General features: G+C 54.9%; 19 protein-coding genes. 16 read left to right on the forward strand and 3 right to left on the reverse strand.

The window, feature by feature from the left end; genetic code table 11:
• Position 1: 1 nt before the first annotated feature.
• Complete coding sequence (phoR, locus tag AC0IM9_RS05350; RefSeq protein WP_140910897.1) at positions 2 to 1,276, forward strand: phosphate regulon sensor histidine kinase PhoR; 1,275 nt, start codon at positions 2 to 4, stop codon at positions 1,274 to 1,276.
• A gap of 31 nt (positions 1,277 to 1,307) precedes the next feature.
• Here the strand turns inward: phoR and AC0IM9_RS05355 are convergent, their stop codons facing one another.
• Complete coding sequence (locus AC0IM9_RS05355; protein WP_482803332.1) at positions 1,308 to 3,452, reverse strand: sensor domain-containing diguanylate cyclase; 2,145 nt, start codon at positions 3,450 to 3,452, stop codon at positions 1,308 to 1,310.
• 163 nt (positions 3,453 to 3,615) lie between these two features.
• On the opposite strand from AC0IM9_RS05355, the gene AC0IM9_RS05360 reads away from it, so the two are divergent.
• The 8 genes from AC0IM9_RS05360 (at position 3,616) to AC0IM9_RS05395 (ending at position 10,865) form a co-directional block, all read left to right on the forward strand.
• Positions 3,616 to 5,010: a cytochrome ubiquinol oxidase subunit I gene (locus tag AC0IM9_RS05360; RefSeq protein ID WP_482803333.1), complete on the forward strand. Its 1,395-nt coding sequence runs from the start codon at positions 3,616 to 3,618 to the stop codon at positions 5,008 to 5,010.
• On the forward strand, positions 5,003 to 6,091 hold the full coding sequence (gene cydB, locus AC0IM9_RS05365; protein WP_140910894.1) for a cytochrome d ubiquinol oxidase subunit II: 1,089 nt from the start codon (positions 5,003 to 5,005) through the stop codon (positions 6,089 to 6,091). The genes AC0IM9_RS05360 and cydB overlap by 8 nt, the downstream gene beginning before the upstream one ends.
• A gap of 101 nt (positions 6,092 to 6,192) precedes the next feature.
• Positions 6,193 to 6,771, forward strand: a complete 579-nt coding sequence (locus AC0IM9_RS05370; protein ID WP_140910893.1) for a DUF502 domain-containing protein — start codon at positions 6,193 to 6,195, stop codon at positions 6,769 to 6,771.
• Positions 6,772 to 6,826: 55 nt separating this feature from the next.
• Positions 6,827 to 7,321: a CinA family protein gene (locus tag AC0IM9_RS05375; protein ID WP_140910892.1), complete on the forward strand. Its 495-nt coding sequence runs from the start codon at positions 6,827 to 6,829 to the stop codon at positions 7,319 to 7,321.
• 153 nt (positions 7,322 to 7,474) lie between these two features.
• Positions 7,475 to 8,260 (forward strand): M48 family metallopeptidase, encoded by a 786-nt coding sequence (locus tag AC0IM9_RS05380; protein ID WP_140910891.1) that lies wholly within the window; start codon positions 7,475 to 7,477, stop codon positions 8,258 to 8,260.
• A gap of 3 nt (positions 8,261 to 8,263) precedes the next feature.
• Complete coding sequence (gene dapC / locus AC0IM9_RS05385; protein WP_482803334.1) at positions 8,264 to 9,466, forward strand: succinyldiaminopimelate transaminase; 1,203 nt, start codon at positions 8,264 to 8,266, stop codon at positions 9,464 to 9,466.
• 119 nt (positions 9,467 to 9,585) lie between these two features.
• Positions 9,586 to 10,404: a 2,3,4,5-tetrahydropyridine-2,6-dicarboxylate N-succinyltransferase gene (gene dapD, locus AC0IM9_RS05390; RefSeq protein ID WP_482803335.1), complete on the forward strand. Its 819-nt coding sequence runs from the start codon at positions 9,586 to 9,588 to the stop codon at positions 10,402 to 10,404.
• Positions 10,405 to 10,490: 86 nt separating this feature from the next.
• A complete protein-coding gene (locus AC0IM9_RS05395; RefSeq protein ID WP_482803336.1) occupies positions 10,491 to 10,865 on the forward strand; it encodes a CCDC90 family protein in 375 nt (124 codons plus the stop codon).
• A gap of 432 nt (positions 10,866 to 11,297) precedes the next feature.
• Here AC0IM9_RS05395 and AC0IM9_RS05400 read toward each other — a convergent pair whose 3' ends face one another.
• Complete coding sequence (locus AC0IM9_RS05400) at positions 11,298 to 12,014, reverse strand: aldose epimerase family protein (protein WP_482803337.1); 717 nt, start codon at positions 12,012 to 12,014, stop codon at positions 11,298 to 11,300.
• A 240-nt stretch (positions 12,015 to 12,254) separates the two neighbouring features.
• On the opposite strand from AC0IM9_RS05400, the gene AC0IM9_RS05405 reads away from it, so the two are divergent.
• From AC0IM9_RS05405 to AC0IM9_RS05435, 7 genes are all read left to right on the forward strand, one after another.
• On the forward strand, positions 12,255 to 12,689 hold the full coding sequence (locus AC0IM9_RS05405; RefSeq protein ID WP_482803338.1) for a hypothetical protein: 435 nt from the start codon (positions 12,255 to 12,257) through the stop codon (positions 12,687 to 12,689).
• A 126-nt stretch (positions 12,690 to 12,815) separates the two neighbouring features.
• Complete coding sequence (locus AC0IM9_RS05410) at positions 12,816 to 14,129, forward strand: YihY/virulence factor BrkB family protein (RefSeq protein ID WP_482803339.1); 1,314 nt, start codon at positions 12,816 to 12,818, stop codon at positions 14,127 to 14,129.
• Positions 14,130 to 14,299: 170 nt separating this feature from the next.
• Positions 14,300 to 14,542 carry a hypothetical protein gene (locus tag AC0IM9_RS05415; protein ID WP_140910883.1) on the forward strand — a complete coding sequence of 81 codons (243 nt, stop codon included), beginning with the start codon at positions 14,300 to 14,302 and terminating at the stop codon, positions 14,540 to 14,542.
• A 6-nt stretch (positions 14,543 to 14,548) separates the two neighbouring features.
• On the forward strand, positions 14,549 to 14,887 hold the full coding sequence (locus tag AC0IM9_RS05420; RefSeq protein WP_482803340.1) for an ArsC family reductase: 339 nt from the start codon (positions 14,549 to 14,551) through the stop codon (positions 14,885 to 14,887).
• Complete coding sequence (dapE, locus tag AC0IM9_RS05425; protein WP_482803341.1) at positions 14,887 to 16,014, forward strand: succinyl-diaminopimelate desuccinylase; 1,128 nt, start codon at positions 14,887 to 14,889, stop codon at positions 16,012 to 16,014. Before AC0IM9_RS05420 ends, dapE begins: the two co-directional genes overlap by 1 nt.
• A 269-nt stretch (positions 16,015 to 16,283) precedes the next feature.
• A complete protein-coding gene (locus AC0IM9_RS05430; protein WP_482803342.1) occupies positions 16,284 to 18,656 on the forward strand; it encodes a sensor domain-containing diguanylate cyclase in 2,373 nt (790 codons plus the stop codon).
• A 17-nt stretch (positions 18,657 to 18,673) separates the two neighbouring features.
• Positions 18,674 to 19,405: a TIGR00266 family protein gene (locus tag AC0IM9_RS05435; RefSeq protein WP_482803343.1), complete on the forward strand. Its 732-nt coding sequence runs from the start codon at positions 18,674 to 18,676 to the stop codon at positions 19,403 to 19,405.
• A 6-nt stretch (positions 19,406 to 19,411) separates the two neighbouring features.
• Here AC0IM9_RS05435 and radC read toward each other — a convergent pair whose 3' ends face one another.
• Complete coding sequence (radC, locus tag AC0IM9_RS05440) at positions 19,412 to 20,086, reverse strand: RadC family protein (protein ID WP_482803344.1); 675 nt, start codon at positions 20,084 to 20,086, stop codon at positions 19,412 to 19,414.
• Positions 20,087 to 20,135: the final 49 nt, after the last annotated feature.

Here is a 20,135-nt window from a genome sequence, read left to right on the forward strand (position 1 = left end):
CATGCAGCGTTGGCGGCGGGAAAGAAACATTGCGATCGCGCTGGTCGTGCCGGCTTTTGTGGCCAGCGTCTTTGTTGGTCATTTGAGCGAATTGCTATTGCTCGTGATTTCTTACCTGCATATCAGCCAGACGGCAAGCATCAATAAATTGGAACGCTGGCTGAGCCAGGGCGGCCAAGGCGAAAAGCCCGATTTCAAAGGAATCTGGAGCGATATTTACTATCACGTCTATAAAATCAGGAAGAGTCAGAAGCGGCGTAAGAAAAAGCTGGGCAAGATGCTGGACAGCTTTCGCAAATCCACTGGCGCCTTACCTGATGCGGTCGTCGTATTGGGCAGCTACGGCGAAATCGAATGGAGCAACAAAGTCGCGCATGATTTTTTGGGTTTGAAAAAGTCCGACAACGGTCAACGTATTCCCAATTTGGTTCGTCATCCCTTGTTCATCCAGTATTTAAAAGAGCAGGATTACCGCCACAAGATTTGCATCCCGTCGCCGGTCAATGAAAACATGTTTTTGCAGATCGGGATCGTGCCGTACGGCTCGGGTTTGCGATTGTTGATGGCTCAGGACATCACATTGCAAAAAAACATCGAACGGATGCGTACCGATTTTGTGGCAAACGTTTCGCACGAACTACGTACGCCGTTGACCGTGTTGCGCGGTTATCTGGAAACGCTACAGGAAATGGACAGCGGCAGTGGGGTTTACAGCCGCTCGTTTCAAAACATGGCAGCCCAGACTGAACGCATGCAGGCTTTGATCGACGACTTATTGCTCTTGGCACGGTTGGAAAGTAAGCAGAAGAAGTCGGAGTCGGTAGCCGTAGCCGCGTTATTGCATGAGGTTTGTCAGGAGAGCGATTTACTGGAAAAGGACGAACGCCGCGTCGAATTGCATGTCGCCAGTGGCGCCAACCTGCTGGGTGACGCCTCCGAGCTGCGCAGTGCCTTCAGCAATCTGTTGGTCAACGCGTTGAAATATTCGCCGGCGACTTCGCCCGTCAAGGTCGTTTGGCAAGACAGCGCCGATGGCGGGGCGTTTTTGGAAGTCGAAGATTTCGGGCCGGGTATCCCTGCAGTCGATATTCCGAGGATTACCGAGCGCTTTTATCGAGTCGATGTGAAACGCAACCAGAAGATCGTTGGTACCGGTTTGGGATTGGCCATTGTCAAGCACGTGCTGGTAAGGCACGATGCCAAATTGGATATCGACAGCCAGTTGGGGCGGGGTAGCCGCTTCCGTTGCCAGTTTCCGAAGCAGCGTATTTGCTGATTCGCATTAGATGTCAACAAGGCTTTCCGCCTTAAATTTCGTCCGTCATGTTGGCGAAGGCATGGCCGGCCGGAGCGCTGCTTTTCAGCGCTTGTGCGGCGACTTGCTGTAAGCGGTCGGCGGCGTCTGCGTCGTCGGGACACACCGCAATCCCGATACGGCAGTACAATTGTAAATCCTGCGCTTGCTCGTCAACCACAAACGGCTCGCCGAGTTTTTGGCTGATCGTGTCGGCGATGCGTTCGATATGATCGATTTTTTCCAGATCGGTCAGGATCAGCCCGAATTCCACACCGTCCATTCGCGCGACTAAATCGGTTTCCCTGACGCTACGCAAGATGCGTTGTGCCGCTTCTCGTAAAATGTGGTCTCCGGCTGTGTAGCCCAAGCGGTCGTTCACCTCCTTGAACTTGTCGATGTCGATCAGCAGCAATGCCAGAAACAGGCCGCTGCGATGAGCTTTTTTGATTTCCTGGTCCAATCGGTCGTAGAACATGCGGCGGTTGCCGATACCGGTCAAAGGATCGAAGTAGGCTTGTTTGCGTAATTGTTCTTCGTTAAGTTTGCGTTGGGTTACGTCGAAAAATAGGCCGATGCGGCGTAGCGGCAAGCCGTTGGCATCGAAAACGGTATTGATGCTGAGTTGTTCGACGTATAGTTCGCCGTTTTTACGACGGTTCCAAATTTCCCCGTGCCACTGGCCCAGGCTGTTGATGGTTTGCCACATGTCCTGAAAGAATCCGGAATCGTGGCGGCCGGAACCGAGAATACTGGCGTTTTTACCAATGACGTCTGCCGCTTCGTAGCCTGTAATCTCGCTGAAAGCCGGATTGACCGAAACAATCGTCGCATCCACTTCGGTAATCATCATCCCCTCGTTGCAATTCTGGTAGAAAAGCATGGCCAATTGGCGGTTTTCGTCGGCAAGTTTTTGAAGCGTGATGTCCTGGATAATCCCCGTCATTCTTGGGTATAGGCTATGGTGGCGACCGGAACCGCGAATCCAGCGAATTTCGCCATCCAATCGGCGAATTTTGCATTCGAAATTCCAATTGCTGCGGTCGCGGCGGGCGTGGCGGAAGTCTTGGTCGACGGTGTCCCGGTATGTCGATACGACGTGACCGAGAAAGGTTTGGTAAGTCCAGACCGGTAACAGGTCGTCGTAGCCGAAAATCCGGTCGTGGATCGGAGTGCGCATCACGGTTTCTGTTTCAAGGTCGAGATCCCAGGCGCCGGTGTCTATGGTTTGCAACGCAAAGCTCAGGCGGTTTTCGCTTTCTTGCAGTGCTTGGGCTTTTTGCTCGCGGTCGTAAAGCATTAACGCCAACGGAATGCCGACACAGGCCAGGACCAGTAAATAGAGCCAAATATTCAGCAGACCGGCTTGCAAATCGCCGGAGGCAAACAGGCCGCACTGGCGTTCCAATCCCCACAGAGACTGGATCGCGGTCATGCCAATCAGGAGCATGACGCCGTGGCGTCCGAAGCGAGCCGCCGCCCAAACCACAAACAGAAAAGTCCAATACCCGCGGGCGTAACCGCTGATTACATCCGGACACCAACTCAGAAATATCGCTTGGCCGCTGAAAAAACTCAGCGCCAAGAAGGTCGCAGTTTCCGGCAGACGTTTGACGACGAACCAGCCAGTTGGCCATTTTCGCCAAATCAGAATGCAAGGGGTTACTAAAGCGATACCAAACAAATCGGCCATCCACCAATGCAGCATGCTCGGAAACAACTGGTCTTGGGTCAGGTAGCCGCCCAGCAACAACGCCATCGGCCCGATCAGCGCACTGAAACAGGCGGCAACCGCGCCGGTGACGGCCAGCCACGCGAAGTCGCTCGGGTGGCGCAGTTTGATCGAAAAACCGGGGTTGCCAAGCAGGAGCCAAGCGCCAATCCACGATTCCAGAGTGTTGCCGGCCGCAATAAAGGCCGAGATTGTCCACGAGTCGCCGACCAATAAACCCGCTATGAAAGCGCCTGACAGTACGCCGGCCCAATAATGTTTGGCATTCAACAAAAATGCTGCCAGCCCCAGGCCAGCCGGAAACCAGATCAGTGTGACGTTTCCGCGGTCGGAAAAAAAAGCCAATACCAGCTTGGCCAAGCCGGCGTAAAGTAGCGCCAAGCCAATGATTTTCAGTCCGATTATCCAGCGGGGCAGGAGCTTCATGGAGTGTCGTAAACGCGGCCGTAGTCCGTCAAAGTGTATATCAGTGCCGCTTATTCTCCATGGTCTGGCGGCCGATATAATGCGACTTGATCGAGAAAAACGCAGACAAACGGGCGGATAATTTTATAATTGCCGCCATTTTGAGCTTGGCCTAGAGGTAGGAATGGTTTCCGAAACGGTTATTGAATTGTCTCGCTCGCAGTTTGCGATCAATGCAGTACAGCATTTTCTGTTTGTACCGCTGACGGTAGGCTTATCGTTTTTCTTACTGGTATTGGAAACTTGGGGGCTGGCTGGCGGCCGGGGCGATTACCAAACCTTATGCCGGTTTTGGGGCAAGTTGTTCGCACTCAGTTTCGGATTGAGTTTAGCGTCGAGTGTGGCCATGCTGTTCCAATTCGGTGGCAATTGGTCGTATTTTGCTCACTATGCCGGCGATGCCTTTGCCGGGCCGGTGCTGGTCGGAGTTTTGGCAGGCTTGTTTACGGCGGCGAACGCTTTGGGCTGGATGTTGTACGGCTGGGACAGGTTGGGTGGCTTTCCGCATCTTCTCGCTACCCTGGCGGTGTGCTTGGGCTGCCATTTGATATTGTTTGGTTTTTCGGTCGCCAGCGGCTGGATGCAATATCCGGTCGGTGCCGAATTCGACGTACAGGCGTTGCGGATGGAGATGGCAGACTGGCGTGCCGTGTTATGCAATCCGGTGGCGCTGGCCAAATTCGCCCATAGCTTGCTTTCCAGCTATGCGTTGGCAGCCGGGTTCGTGTTGGCTATCAGCGCCTATTACCGGCTAAGGTCGGCCGAAACGGGGCTGTCCGGGCCGTCGTATTCCATTGCTGTGGGGTTGGGTTTGCTGGCGATTGTCGCTACCTTGTTGTTGGGAGACGCCGGCATTTACAAACAAAGTTCGTTTCAGCGCGGCAAGCTGATGGCAATTAACGGCCTGCCTGCCGACGACATTCTGGCGCAAAACCGGCAACGAATCGAAAACGGTGTCCGCGCTTACGCCATGTTGCAACAATTGCGCGACGATAACCCGCAAGCGCAATTGTGGGAGGAATTCGGTGCCGCTAAAGCCGATCTTGGTTACGGATTGTTGCTGAAACGTTGGCGAGACGGTGTGGTCGATGCTAGTCCGACGCAAATTGAGCAGGCGGCGCAAGCCAGTTTGCCGCCGGCAGCGCCCCTGTATTGGGGGCATAAGGCCATGATCGTGTTCGGTGTGTTGGCATTAGTGACATTTTTGACAGCCGGTTTCGGTGTCGTCACCGGCAGCCGGCAGCCGTGGGTGCTGAAGTCGGCGATGTACGCATTGCCTGCTACTTGGTTGGCCAGCGTTGGCGGTTGGTTCATCTCCGAATTCGGCGACCAGCCTTGGATTGTGGTCGACATTTTGCCGACGTGGTTGGCGGTATCGACTTTAACGACTAGCGACTTGGTACTCGGTTTGGCTGTTTACGCCTTAGCGTATTCCGGGTTACTGGCCCTGGCGATTCTGCTGGCGATGCAATTGATAAAACAGGGAGCGGCGTCAGCTCAGGAGGGCGGCGATGCTTGATTACGATATTTTGCGCTTGTTGTGCTGGGGACTGCTCGGTTTGTTTACGGTCGGTTTTGCGTTGAGTAGCGGTCTGGAAATGGGCGTGGCGCTGTTGTTGCCGTTTTTGCAGTTGTCCGAACCCCAACGGCGGCAGATCGCTGCCAGACTGGCGCCGCTCAGCGCGGGAAATCAAGCCTGGCTGGCTGCAGTGATCGCGGTGTTGTATGCGGGCTGGCCCACGGTCTATGCCGTGGTGTTTTCCAGCTTCCAGAATTTGCTGTTGTGCGTGATACTGGCCGTCTGTATCAGGCCGATCGGTCTTTACTTTAGAAATAGCCTTGAGCATCCGGATTGGCTGCCGTATTGGGATAAGGCGCTATTTCTCAGTGGATTATTGCCCGTCGTCGTGTTGGGCCTGCTGGCGGGAAATTTGTTGAAGGGCTTTCCGTTTCATCTGAGCAGCGACATGCATATCGCTTTTTTGGGTAGTCTGGCCGGCCTGTTCAACCCGTTTGCAATGTTGGTTGCGGCCTGTTGTCTGGCGTTGTTGGCCGCTTACGCAGCAGTCTATTTGCAATTGCACGGCGATCCTGCGTTACAGTTACGCGCAAAAGCGGTGGCGCAAACTACGGTAATTCTGTTTTTATTGTTATTTGCTTTGTGTGGCGGTTGGATTACCCATTTGGAAGGCTACCACGTCACTACCGAAATCCTGCCGGACGGCGTTTCCAATCCGTTGGCTAAATTCGTCAAGCGCGGCGACGGCTTGTGGCTGGATAATTACGAACACGAGCCGGCGTTGTGGGTGATCCCCGGTCTGGCTTTCCTGGCCGGCATCGGTGCCTGGGTGCTGTGTAAGTTCGATCGGGCGTATTGGGCGTTGTTAGCGCTGGCGCTGGCGCTGGCGCTGGCAGTGCTGACCTTAGGCGTATCCATGTTCCCGTTTCTGGCGCCGTCCAATATATCGTTAAACAGTTCGCTGACGCTTTGGGACGCCAGCGCCAGTCAAACCGCATTGACGGGGTTGCTGGGGTTTGCCGGGCCGGCTCTGCTGGTTATGGCGGTAGCGACGCGGGGGCTGTTCAGAATTCTGCGTTAGGCCGTTTTGACGGAGCCGGGCTAACTGGCGCTTTCTAATCAGGCTTAACTTTGATAAAACCGTGTATCGATAACAACAATAACTAATGAGGTAGGCGCATCATGAAGAAAATTCTGAACCACACCCTGATCGGCGTATTAGCGTTCATTCCGATTATGGTGATCGTGCAAATCGTGCTGTTCGTTAAAGACCGGCTGACCGATTTGTTCCAGTTCGTATACGGTTATTCAGACAACTACTTGGTGACCTTTCTGCTATTTGCGGCCAGCTTCGCCACCATCACTTATGTCGGCCACCGCGTAAGCCTCGGCCGCTTTTCGATTATCGCAATGTTCGAGCATCTGATCGAACGCATTCCGCTGTTGAGTACGATTTACCGGGTCACCAAAAAACTGGTGAACATGATTGCCGGCCACCAGTTGCAGGAACCGCGCGAAGTGGTTTATGTCGAGTATCCGAAAGAGGGCATTTGGGTGCCGGCTTACGTGACCAACAAAACCGACGATCGATACGTACTGTTTGTGCCGACTTCTCCAAATCCGACATCCGGGTTTGCCATCATCGTCCACGAATCGAAAGTGGTTAAATCCGAAATGAGCATCGAACAGGTCACCAGCTTCATCATCAGTGTCGGTGCCGACTTCGAAAAAGTCGGCGAAGTCAAAAAGCTGCCGCAATGATGACCGGTAATAGTGCCGGGAGACGATACTGCTGTGGGCAGGGCTTGGGGCGTTGATGCGCGATCCGGGTTATCTGTTGTCCGAGCAGCTCGGCGAGGGTTTGCGAGGTTTGAACCGGGTATTGGGTTTGGCAGAGTCCTGTACCGGGGGCGGTATCGCCGCGGCGATCACCGATGTGCCGGGCAGTTCCGCTTGGTTCGACCGCGGTTTTGTCACCTACAGCAATGCGGCCAAGGTCGAACTGCTGGGGGTACATCCGCAGACATTGCAACGTTACGGCGCGGTTAGCGCCGAGACTGCCGGAGAAATGGCGGCCGGCGTCCTCGAACACAGCTCGGCTGACTTGGCTTTGGCCGTTACCGGCATCGCCGGCCCGGATGGCGGCACGGCCGAAAAGCCGGTGGGGACGGTTTTCGTCGCCTGGCGGCAGCGGGGGGGCGAGGAAGCTGTGTGCGTAAGAAAGCAGTTTTCCGGCGACAGGCAAAACATTCGGCAGCAGACCGTGTTGTTTTGTTTGCAGCAACTTCTGCAGCTGGTGCGGGCGGGGTAGGCGCAAACCGGCGTCGGTTCGGCTTTTCGTAAGGTCATCTGAGTGCTCAGTTTATTGTGCGCTATCCCCTCCAGCTGGCATAGCCAAAAAGCGTGTAACCCCCTGGCGAGTTAGGCTAAAATGGCCGGCCATTTCTCTGCGGGTAGTTAAGCCATGTTGACTAGAAATTTGCTTATCGCTGCCGGTTTCGTATTGCTCAATAGTTGTGCAACCAGTCCGACCGGCCGCACCCAGTTTATTTACATGCCCGACAACCAAGTCGACCAAATGGGTTTGCAGGCCTTCGACAGCATGAAGAGCAAAAACCCGGTCAGCCGCAATTCTCGCGTCAACCAATTTGCCCAGTGCGTGGCTTATGCAATTACCCAACAAACCGGCGGCCAGTGGGAAGTGGTTGTGTTCGAAGACGAAACCCTGAACGCATTCGCGTTGCCCGGTAATAAAATCGGCGTGCATACCGGTTTGATCAATCTGGTCGACAATGCCGACCAGCTGGCGGCGGTCGTCGGCCATGAAGTGGGCCACGTGTTGTCGCGCCACAGTAACGAGCGTTTGTCGCAGGAAACCGCGGTCAGCACCGGTCTGGCGATGGTACAGGCCGTGACGCAGCCGCAGACAGCCATGGGGCAAACTGCATTGGGCTTGCTCGGTGTTGGCGCCCAGTACGGGGTGATCCTGCCTTACAGTCGGATTCACGAGACCGAAGCCGATACCATTGGTTTGGATTTGATGGCTCGCGCCGGCTTCGACCCGCGGCAAAGCATTAATTTGTGGTTGAAGATGGACAAGGCCGCGCAAGGGGGGCAGCCGATCGAATTCATGTCGACCCACCCGTCGCATGCCAGCCGCATCGACAATCTGCAACAGAACATGAACCGCGCGTTGCAAATTCAACAGCAAGCCTGGAGCCAAGGACGCCAACCGCGTTGTAGCAAATAAAGCATGAATCCGTATTTATCCGCCTTACACCCGTACCCGTTTGAAAAGCTGGCAACGCTGAAGCAAGGCATTACGCCGCCGGCCGACAAAGCTCATATCGCTTTGTCGATTGGCGAGCCTAAGCATGTTACGCCGCATTTCATCCAGGAGGCCTTGCTGCGGCATTTGCATGGCCTGACTCAGTACCCCACCACCAAGGGCCTGCCGGAACTGCGTCAAGCGATAGCCGATTGGACTTGCCGTCGTTTTGGGATTTCGGCGGGTGGTGTGGATGCCGAAACCCAAGTGCTGCCGGTAAATGGCACCCGCGAGGCCTTGTTTTCGCTAGTGCAAGCCCTGGTCGATCCGGCCGACAAGCCGGTAGTGATCATGCCCAACCCGTTTTATCAGATCTACGAAGGCGCGGCGCTGTTGGCCGGTGCCGAGCCGTATTATCTGAACACGGTTGAGGCCGATGGTTATTTGCCGGATTTTGACAGCGTGCCGGAAACGATTTGGCAACGCTGCCAACTGATGTTTATTTGCTCGCCCGGCAATCCGACCGGCACGGTGCTGACACAGGCCGACCATCTGAAATTATTGGCCTTGGCCGACAGGTACGATTTTGTCATCGCCTCCGACGAGTGTTACACCGAACTCTATGACGACGAAGCCAATCCGCCGCAAGGTTTGCTGCAAAGCGCTTACGCGGCCGGCAGTACGGATTTCAAACGTTGCGTGATTTTTCATAGCCTGTCCAAACGCTCGAACGCGCCCGGTCTGCGCTCAGGGTTTGTGGCCGGCGATGCCGAGGTGCTGAAACAGTATTTCAAATACCGAACCTATCACGGCTGCCCGATGCCGGTGCCGACTCAGCACGCCAGCATCGCTGCCTGGAACGACGAGGACCACGTCAAGCACAACCGCCAGTTATACCGCGCTAAATTCACCGCGTTTATCGAGATATTGCAAGACGTTTGCGAAATCGAGCGGCCGCCGGCAAGCTTTTACATATGGCTGAAAACGCCGATGTCCGATACCGAGTTTGCCCAAAAACTGTTTACAGAGCAAAACGTTACTGTACTGCCGGGCAGTTATTTATCGCGCGACAGCGGCGGTCTCAACCCCGGCGCCAATCATGTCCGTATCGCGTTGGTCGCGCCGATTGAGGAATGCGTCGAAGCTGCGCAGCGTATTAAAGATTTTCTCAATGAAAACACCGCGTAGGTTGGGTTAGGCGTAAGCCGTAACCCAACGAGAGGCCTTAATTGTTGGGTTACGCTTCGCTTTTATGCCCTACGGGTAAACCCAACCTACATTCTTTTTTATCCAACCCACGAAATACCATGTCAAACCTGGAAAACATCATCAACGACGCCTTCGAAAACCGCGCCGAAATCAGCCCGTCTACCGTCTCCGCCGAAGTCCGCAACGCGGTTGCCGAAGTGTTGAACATGCTCGACAAGGGCGAAATGCGCGTCGCCGAGAAAAAAGACGGCGACTGGGTTACCAACCAATGGCTGAAAAAAGCCGTGCTGCTATCGTTCCGGATCAACGAAAACAAAGTGATCGAAAGCGGCGACGTGCGCTATTACGACAAAGTGCCGACCAAATTTGGTAGCTACAGCGAGGCTGATTTTGCGCAAGCCGGCGTTCGCGTTGTGCCTAACGCGGTAGCCCGTTACGGTTCCTACATCGCCCCCGGCGCGATCCTGATGCCGTCTTACGTCAACATCGGCGCTTACGTCGACAGCGGCACCATGGTCGACACCTGGGTAACAGTCGGCTCCTGCGCGCAAATCGGTAAAAACGTGCATTTGTCCGGCGGCGTCGGCATCGGCGGCGTGCTGGAACCGCTGCAAGCCAACCCGACCATCATCGGTGACAACTGCTTCATCGGCGCCCGCTCCGAGATCGTCGAAGGCGTGATCGTCGAAGACAACTGCGTGGTATCGATGGGCGTTTACATCGGCCAAAGCACCAAGATCTTCAACCGCATGACTGGCGAAGTCACTTATGGCCGCATTCCAGCTGGCTCCGTGGTTGTCTCCGGTAACCTTCCTTCCAAAGACGGTAGCCACAGCCTGTATTGCGCGGTGATCATCAAGCAGGTGGACGAGAAAACTCGTAGCAAAACGGGGATTAATGAGTTGTTGCGGGATTAACCGCTCTTTTCCTTCGGCGCATGGTGCTTGTTTGGCGCCATGCGCTACAATGCGGGCAACGGCTGGTTCTCTAAGGGCATAGATGTATGAACGCGATACCATTCGACACCTTGAAATTTGCACTACGTTTAAAAGCCGCAGGCTTTACCGAGGCTCAAGCCGAGGTGATTACTGAAATGCAAAAAGAAGTTGTGGACAACACGCTGGAGCAAGCCAAGCACGAATTTCATCTCGACGATGTTGCCACCAAACGCGATTTAAAAGACTTGGAAGGCGTATTGCGTACCGAAATTAAAGCGCTAGAGTCCGAGTTAGTTCACAAAATAGAATTGCTCAGAGCAGACGCCAGCCGCAACCAAGCGGAAACCAGAGCCGATTTAACTCGCTGGATCATTGCTGCCGGGTTTCTGCAAACCACGGTTATTGTCGCAGTGTTGCTGAAAATAGCGCATCTGATTTGATTCATCGCTGCTTCAGTTTTGGCGCTAGAGCAATATAAACAAGCGATGGATTATTACTCGAACCAAAATCCCCGTGACTTAGAAGTACGTTCTGGCTTTTGCGTATTGGGGGCTATGTTGGCACTGTTTGTGTCTTAAATCATGGTTGACTCTTCTATTCCTCTGTTTGCGGCGGGACATGTTCCGGCAAGCGATTGTTCTCGTCAGAGAAGACGGCTATTGTGCGAATTGGGCAAATTGGGTTTGGGTAAGGATTCCCGATCATATGCAGGGGCCTTTGGATGCAATAGGTCATTTGTTGTTTGCATTGGCCTTGGTCTATATCGCTTGGCGTTTGCTGAAACCTCTATTGACTAAGCTAAGCCGGCCTTAGTAAGCACAAGCGTTTCCGACCTTTGCAAGTTTCTTGGGAGCTAGTTGTTAACACTATGATTAATCCAGTATCTCCAATCTCTCCGCCCGAATCGTAAACACCATCAATAACTCCTCGCTCTGTGTTAGCTCCAATGGCGTCGGCAGACCATCTGCGCCGAGTTGTTTGCCGATAATCGGCTCGATACAGACATACTCGGCTTTTTTGTCGCTCCAGACCCCAAATGCCAATGCGACATCGGGCGTCGGTGAGTTGATCTGGCAGCTCAGTTCCATGCTGTATCCGCTGGTGTTGAGCCTGACCTCGTCGAGCACTGAGTTTGCCGGATAAGCCCGCATACTGTCGTGCGGCAGCGTCGCCACGTCTATCCGCGTGCCGGCAATATCCACAAAACTGTTCGGCGTAATCGAAAAATACGGGTGAAAGCCGGGCCGTACCAGCGCGGTTTCCGAGAGGGCGCGGATGGTGGTGGTGACTTTCAGCGTTTTGCTGTGTTGTTCGTCGGTTTCTTCCCAATCGGTAACCACCTCGATGTTGCCCCAGTCGTTTTGGTTGGATGCTGCCAGATTCTTTTGATGCGGCAGCGTGACGTCGCAAACTGTGGTGCGGTATTCGCCGTGCTTGATGCTGAACGGCGGCGACAGTTCCTCGAAATTGGGGATACAAAGATATACCCCGCCGCGCGAGCCGCCGCCCGGCTTGTCGTGGAGCGGTGCGACAACGTCGATATCGTCCAGTTGCCATCTGATCAGAGTGCCGGTATCGGTGAATTGCATGGTGAAGTTTGTCCTTGTCTTTGGCTGGATTTGGGATACAGCCGGTGTCGGGGCTTGCATAGTGCGTAACAAGAGCTGTCGCGTTGTGTTTAAACCGTTAGGTGCCGGCTCGCAGCCGATTATTGTAAACTGCAAGCATTCATATCAGGTAATCGAATGCAGAATAATTTACTTAGGCGAATTAAACCCGACTGTCATTCGTGATTGTTGCCGCTGTTTTTCTATAGGAATTGCATGCGCGTGATCGAGCTTTTTTCTCTGGCCAGCCATGCCGGCGATTACCGGAATTGGCCGCTGCAAACCCGGCTATTACAGCATGGCGTGCCGACTGCTTGCCATGTCCCCGGCTATCGGCTGTTACATCAGTTCCAAACCGAAGCCGGCGACTATTTGCTGATTTGCGATTGGGATTGCCCGTTCGAAGAAGCCAGCGAATTCGTGTTGCTGAACCGGGAATTGCAGGTTTCGGCCCGGCGCAGCCTGGGCCTGCCGTATGCGTCGTTGGTGTTGGAGGGTGTGGAAATCGTCGGCCCGGACGAATTGCGATTGAGCTATTATCCGGATCGAAAATGGGCGCTACGTGTCATGAGCCCCGTCAAATGGCTGCCCGGTTTTCTCAGTCGATGCCGATTTTTCTGGCGTAATCGGCGGCTGCACTTGCGGCGTTTGGCCTGACCCGACAACTCGGTCATCGATGCACTCGGAATGCCGGGATTTTGCCGGTTTTATCCGGCATACTGCCGTTTAACGGCGCGGTGTATCGTTCGCACTTGCCGATCGGCCCCAACAATAGAGACTTGTATGGCATTGAACCTGTTGCTGTTCTGCAAAGAAGACATTTGGCGGCTGGATGAACGGAGCCTGACTTACTGGCCGGCGCTTGGCATCCGCTGTTTGAAAATCGCGTTGTTGGCGGTGCAAGGTTTTCGCCGCGATTTATGCCAACTGCGAGCCTCGGCGCTGACCTTGTACAGCATCCTGTCTATCGTGCCGGTGATTGCGATGTTGTTCGGCATCGCCAAGGGCTTCGGTTTCGAAAAGCTGCTGCAGCGACAATTACTGGAGCGGGCGCCGCAGCAGGACGAGCTGATGTTGCGTTTGATCGGCTTTGCCCAAAATTTGCTGGCCAAGACTCAGGGCGAAGTGGTGGCCGGCATCGGTATCGCGGTTTTGTTTTGGACCGTGGTCAGCCTGATCGCCAATATCGAAGAATCGTTCAACTACATCTGGAAAATCGATCAGGGCCGCAGTTGGGGGCGCAAATGCAGCGATTATTTGTCGCTGATGTTACTGGGGCCGGTACTGCTGATGGCTGCCAGCGGCCTGACCGTGTTCCTGCAAACCCAGATAGGCTGGTTGGCCGGGGCGATACATCTGCCGGCTTTCGGCGTCTGGCTGGTATTGAAAGCCTTGGGGCTGTCGCCGTTGCTGCTGATGATCGTGCTGTTCACGGTGGTATTCGTATTCATGCCGAACCACGCCATCGACTACCGGGCCGGGCTGGCTGCCGGCGCCGTGACCGGCATGCTCTACCACGGTTTGCAGTGGGCCTATTTGAGCCTGCAAATCGGCGTGTCCAGCTATAACGCGATCTACGGCAGTTTCGCCGCCTTGCCGCTGTTTGTGGTCTGGCTGCAAAGCTGTTGGATGATCGTGTTGTTCGGTTGCGAGATGGCGTTTTATATCCAGAACTACCCGATTCACCGCCACGGTGACCGTTTCCGCAATCTGAGTTTTTCGTTGAAGAAAATCCTGGCGCTGCAAATCGCACATGCCCTGGTTAAACGCTTCGTCAACCAGGACGCGCCGCCGTCGGCCGAGGAATTGGCCCGGGATTTGATGATTCCGTTGGCCTTGGTCCAGGCGTTGTTGCATAAGCTGATCGTCAGTCGCATCGTCGTCGAATTCTGCCATCCGGAACAAACCGTTTCGGTCTACCAGCCGGCGGTCGATATCAATATTCTCAGTATCGGTTATGTAGCCGATGCGCTGGAAAGCTGCGGCCAAAACCAGTTGCCGGATATCCAGCCGGAGCAGGCGTTTGCCGAAGCTGTCGAGCATTTCCGTCAGGCGATGGCGGATAGCGCCGGCAACCGCCTGCTGAAAAACATTTGACGCCGAACGCCGCGGTTAACATCGCTCGCCGGCAATGCGTTACAATGCGGCCAAATTTGATGGAGGCGGTACTTGCATGCATGCAACGACTATTGCCGGGTTTAGCTCGGCGCCAATCCTAGCGGCCTCCTGCTCAGTTCTGTTCTTCCATTTCAACCTGCGAGCACACCATGCCAGAAAATATTTCGAATAATGCCTTGATCCTTGCGCTGCTGTCCTTGAACGGCGAAATCGCGATCCAGAAAGACTATTTGGAATCCGACGAGATTCCGGAAGACGAAGTGGCCGACGAGGAGGAAGTGTTGGACGATCTCGAACAAGCGTTTATGGAGTTCGTCGATGTCTACAAAGCCCGCGCGCAGGCCGATAAAAGCTTGCCTAGCCTGGACGAACTGTTGGCCGGCGAGGCATAACCGGCAATGAAGGTGTTGTACGGTATCAAGAACTGCGACACGGTGAAGAAAGCCAGAGCATTGCTGGATTCGCGCCGTATCGAGTACCGCTTTCACGATTACCGGGTGGACGGGCTGGAGCAGGCCTTGCTGCAAAAGTTCGTCGATGCGCTCGGAGTCGATGCCGTTCTAAACCAGCGCAGCACCAGTTGGCGCCAACTCGACGACGAGCAAAAACGCGACTTAACGCCTGAAAAAGCCGTGCAGTTGATGTTGGCAGTACCGACTTTGATCAAGCGTCCAATCCTGGACGACGGCCGACAACTACTGGTCGGTTTCAATCCCGAGCAATATCCCAGCGCATAATGACAGAAACGCTTTCCCTGCTGGAGCAACTGATTCGGCGCGAATCGGTGACTCCCAACGACGCCGGTTGCCAGGATTTGCTGGCCGAACGTCTCAGTAAACTTGGCTTCAACGACGAACGCCTGAATTTTGCCGATACCCAAAACCTGTGGCTGCGTCGCGGCAGCGAGCCGGCATTGTTTGTGTTTTTGGGGCATACCGACGTGGTACCGACCGGGCCGTTGGCGGCCTGGGATTCGCCGCCGTTCGAACCGACTATCCGCGACGGCAAGCTTTACGGTCGTGGTGCGGCCGATATGAAAGGCGGCATTGCCGCATTCGTCACCGCGGTTGAGCGCTTTATCGGTCAATATCCGCAGCACAAGGGTTCGATAGCGATCATGATGACCAGCGACGAGGAAGGCGCTGCCACGCACGGCGTCGTCAAAGTGGTCGAGGTGCTGGAGCAACGCGGCGAAAAGATCGACTGGTGCCTGGTCGGCGAACCTTCCAGCGATAAAGCTATCGGCGACGTGATCCGCGTCGGCCGCCGCGGTTCGCTCTGCGCCAAACTCACCGTATTCGGCATCCAGGGCCATGTGGCGTATCCGGAATTGGCGGAAAATCCGATCCATACCTTCGCGCCGGCTTTGAAAGAACTGACCGAAGAAGTCTGGGACCACGGCAACGCGTTTTTTCCGCCGACCCGGCTACAGGTGTCCAATATCAACGCCGGCACCGGCGCCGAAAATATCATTCCGGGCCAAGCCGAAGTGCAGTTTAATTTGCGGTTTTGCACCGAGCTGGACGAAGCGACCATCAAAGCCCGTACCCAGGCCATTCTGGATAAACACGGCTTCAAATACGACTTGCAATGGCGGCTGTCGGGCAATCCGTTTTTGACGGCGCGCGGCGAATTGATCGACGCCACCCACGCGGCGATCGAAACCGTGTGCGGCTTTCAAACTCAGGACGACACCGGCGGCGGTACCTCGGACGGGCGTTTCATCGCACCCACCGGTGCCCAGGTCATCGAGCTGGGGCCGTTAAATGCCAGCATTCATAAAGTCAACGAGCATATCGGCCTGGACGATTTGGAAACGTTGAGCCGGATATACCAGCAGATTTTGATCAATCTGCTGGTCTAGCCGGGCCTGCGCCGACTGGTCGGCACAACGAAAGAACGTTGTGCCGGACCTAGCCATGCTTCGAAAATCATATACTCTTAAATCCTGAAAATTTGCCGAAAATTCATTGGTGCCAAGCCGATACCGCGGCGTTTGTTTGATCGCAAAACGGGTCGTTGATTTGGTTGCCGTCCGTCTGCCATGATGGTCGAAGCGCTGCGTGCGCTGGTGATTCGAGACAAGTCCTAGAAACCACCCAATAAGCAGCTGATAAGGCGTGGGGGTATGCCATGGTAAGCTCAGTCGGGAAGCTTTCGACGTTGCGTTACCGGCACTATATGCCGGTGCTGTTGGTGCTATCGGTTTCGGCAGCGTTTTTATTTTTTGCGTGGCAAGCTCTCGAACGGCATTATCAACAACGACTTCGCGAATATTTCGAATTCGAAGTCGAGCGCATCACCTCGAATATCAGCGAACGCATGGCATTGCATGCGCTAACACTGCGGAGTGCGGCCGGCGTCTTTGCCGCCAGCAACGAAGTGAGCCGCGCCGACTGGCGGGCTTTCGTCGAAATGTTGGGCTTGGACCAAAACCATCCCGGCGTGCAAGGCGTCGGTTACGCACAGTGGATTCCGGCGAATGAGTTGCAAAGTCATATTTTGCAGATTCGCAGCCAGGGATTTCCGGATTACGTCGTTGCTCCGGCGACTCCGCGGCCTCATTACAGCAGTATCGTTTACCTGGAGCCGTTCTACGGGCGCAATTTGCGGGCCTTCGGCTTCGACATGTTTTCCGAGCCGGTACGGCGCGAGGCGATGGAACGGGCGCGGGATAGCGGAGACTTGGCTTACTCCGGTAAGGTCACCTTGGTGCAGGATTCCAAAGCCAATCCTCATGCCGGAATGTTGGCGTTTTTTCCGGTTTACCGTCATGGGAGCATTCCGCAAACGCCGGAACAACGCCGAATTGCCATCCAGGGTTGGGTCTATATACCTTACCGGATGAATGATTTGCTTCGGGCGATACTCGGAAAGCAATTGTCGGCGTTGCGGCTGGAAATTTTCGATTCCGACCGTGCCGACGCGGAAAGTTTGTTGTACGACAGTAGTGATACCCTCGATTTTCAGCAGCAAAGTCTCGGATTTGGCCATTTGCGTCTGGAGCGGCGGCTGGAGCTGGCGGGGAGGCATTGGACTTTGCGCTTCACCGAATTGGCCGGCTTTAGTAAAGCGAGTAAATTGGAACCGCCTTGGGGCGAATTTCTGGCCGCCGCGTTTATCAGTTTTCTGCCGGTATTTTTCTGCGCGGCCTATATCAAGGCCCGCCGCAGCAGTCTGATCGCGTTACATCTCACCGAATCCTTGAAACAAAGCGAACGTCGCTTCCGCAGTCTGTTCGAGAACTCGCCGGTGGCCTATATGGCATTGGACCGGCACGGTTGCCTGCTGGATGCGAATCCGCAATTGTGCGCATTGTTGGATTACCCGGGCGACGAGTTGATAGGGAAAAAATTGCCGGATTTTTTAGTTGACGACGCCGATGCCGGGGCCGATTTCGGCTTGAAACTGCAAATGTTGAACCATTACGGCGTGTTGGAGTGCGAACTGACGCTGCGCAGAAAATCCGGCGGCACCATCACGGTGATATTGGACGGCCGCCTCCAAAGCCGTAAATCAGGGCCGGCGATCATTCACTGTATTTTGACCAATATTACCGAGCGTAAGCGCGCCGAGGGCAAATTACAGTTGGCGGCACGCGTGTTTGCCGATGCGCACGAAGGGATCACCATCACCGATGCCGACGGGATTATCATCGACGCCAACCCGACCTTTTGTGCGATAACCGGGTATCCGCGCGACGAAGTGATCGGCCGCAACCACAACTTCCTCAAATCCGGCAAACACGATGCCGAATTTTATAAAAACCTGTGGCAAACCCTGCAAACCGAGGGCTGTTGGCAGGGCGAGATATGGAACCGCAAGAAAAACGGGGAATTGTATGTGGAACTGTTGACGATCTCGGCGATGCGCAACCAGAAAGGTGAGGCGGTCAATTACGTCGGTTTGTTCTCCGATATTACCCAGTCGAAGTTGCATCAACAGGCATTGGAGGAGATGGCACATCACGACCCGTTGACGCACTTGCCTAACCGAACCTTGTTTACCGACCGTTTTCAGCAGGCCATGGCACGCTGCAAGCGAGACAATTCCTTGCTGGGCGTGGTGTACATGGATTTGGACGGCTTCAAGCAAATTAACGATAATCTGGGCCACGAGGCCGGCGATCAGTTGTTGGTGGAAGTCGCGGCGCGGTTGCGGGCCGGCTTGCGCGAAGAGGATACTGTGTGCCGTTTGGGTGGCGACGAGTTTGCAGTGTTGATGTGCGGCGTCGAATCGAAGCAGCAGTGCATACAGGCGCTGGAGCGGATTCACCAGAACGTTGCCCGCAGCTACCCGATTGCCGGGCAGCAGGTACAAGTAGGGGTTAGTAGCGGCGTGACCATTTATCCTTACGATCCCAGCAATCCGGATTATTTGTTGCGGCATGCCGATGAAGCCATGTATATCGCCAAGCAACAGGGCCGCAATCGTTTCGAGTTTTATCAGGCCGGCTGCAATGGGGAGTCGGTGCAGCCCGATCAGGCGTTTTCCAATCAGAGTTGATTTTTTGCGGAGAGTTTATGAATTGCCACGAAGTTGATTACCGGATTGTCGGCCACGATATTCAGATGGTCGAAATCGAATTGGATCAGAACGAAACCGTTGTTGCCGAAGCCGGCGCGATGACCTATCTGGAGCAGGATATCGAATTCGAAACCAAAATGGGCGACGGTTCCGGCGGCGTCATGGATAAGCTGTTCGGTATCGGCAAGCGCTTGTTGACCGGCGAATCGGTTTTTCTGACCCATTTCAGCAACCGCGGCGGCCAAAAACGGCAAGTGGCTTTTGCCGCACCGTTTCCGGGCACCATCATTGCGTTAAATATGGCTGAGTTGGGGCAGGAAGTAATCTGCCAGAAATCGGCATTTTTGGCGGCGGCGTTCGGTACCCAGGTCGACATCGCCTTCAACAAACGATTGGGCAGCGGTTTTTTTGGCGGCGAAGGTTTTGTTTTGCAGCGCCTGCGCGGCGACGGGATGGCCTTCATCCATGCCGGCGGTACGGTGGTGCGCAAAGAATTGCGCAATGAAACCCTGCGGCTGGATACCGGTTGTCTGGTCGCTTTCAGCGGCGACATCGATTACAACATCGCCTTGAGTGGCGGCCTGAAAAGCATGCTGTTCGGTGGTGAGGGTTTGTTTCTGGCAACCTTGAAAGGCACGGGATCGGTTTGGATCCAAAGCATGCCGTTCTCGCGTCTGGCGGAACGGGTGTTAAGCCAGTATCGACCGCTAGGTCAGGATAGCCAATAAAGTCGGTTACAGCAGGCCGTGTTCGGCGAACGAGAACGGCGGACCGTCGCCGACGATGAAATGGTCCAACACCCGGATATCGAACAAGCCCAAGGCTTGTTTCAGTTTCTCGGTAATCTGCCGGTCGGCCTGGCTGGGTTCGTTGATCCCCGAAGGATGGTTATGAGCGAAAATCACCGCGGCGGCATGGTGAAACAACGCCCGCTTGGCGACTTCGCGCGGATAGACGCTGGTGCCGTCTATCGTGCCGCGGAACAATTCCTCCCATTGGATCACCCGGTGCTGGTTGTCGAGAAATAGGCAAGCGAAAATTTCGTAACTGTGGCCGCGTAGTTGCGCGCTCAGATAGGCGCGAGTGATATCGGGGCTGGTCAGCGCGTTGCCGCGTTGCAGAATTTCGGCAAAATGGCGGCGGGCCATTTCCAGCACCGCCTGAAGTTGTGCATATTTGGCGTCGCCCAGGCCGTGGCTCTGGCAAAATCGCTGCTGGTCGGCGCCTAGCAGCGCGCGCAACGAACCGTATTCGCTGAGTAGTTCCCGTGCCATATCCACCGCCGATTTACCGGCCGTGCCGGTACGCAAGAAAATCGCCAGCAATTCGGCATCTGTCAAGGCGCTGGCGCCGCGCTGCAACAGTTTTTCCCGCGGGCGTTCGTCGGCAGGCCAATTTTTAATGCTCATCAACTCGCTCCGGCCGTTAAGAAACGGTTTTAAGCGTAGAAGAATCGGA

It is taken from the genome of Methylomonas sp. Uni0011 (genome assembly GCF_056850255.1).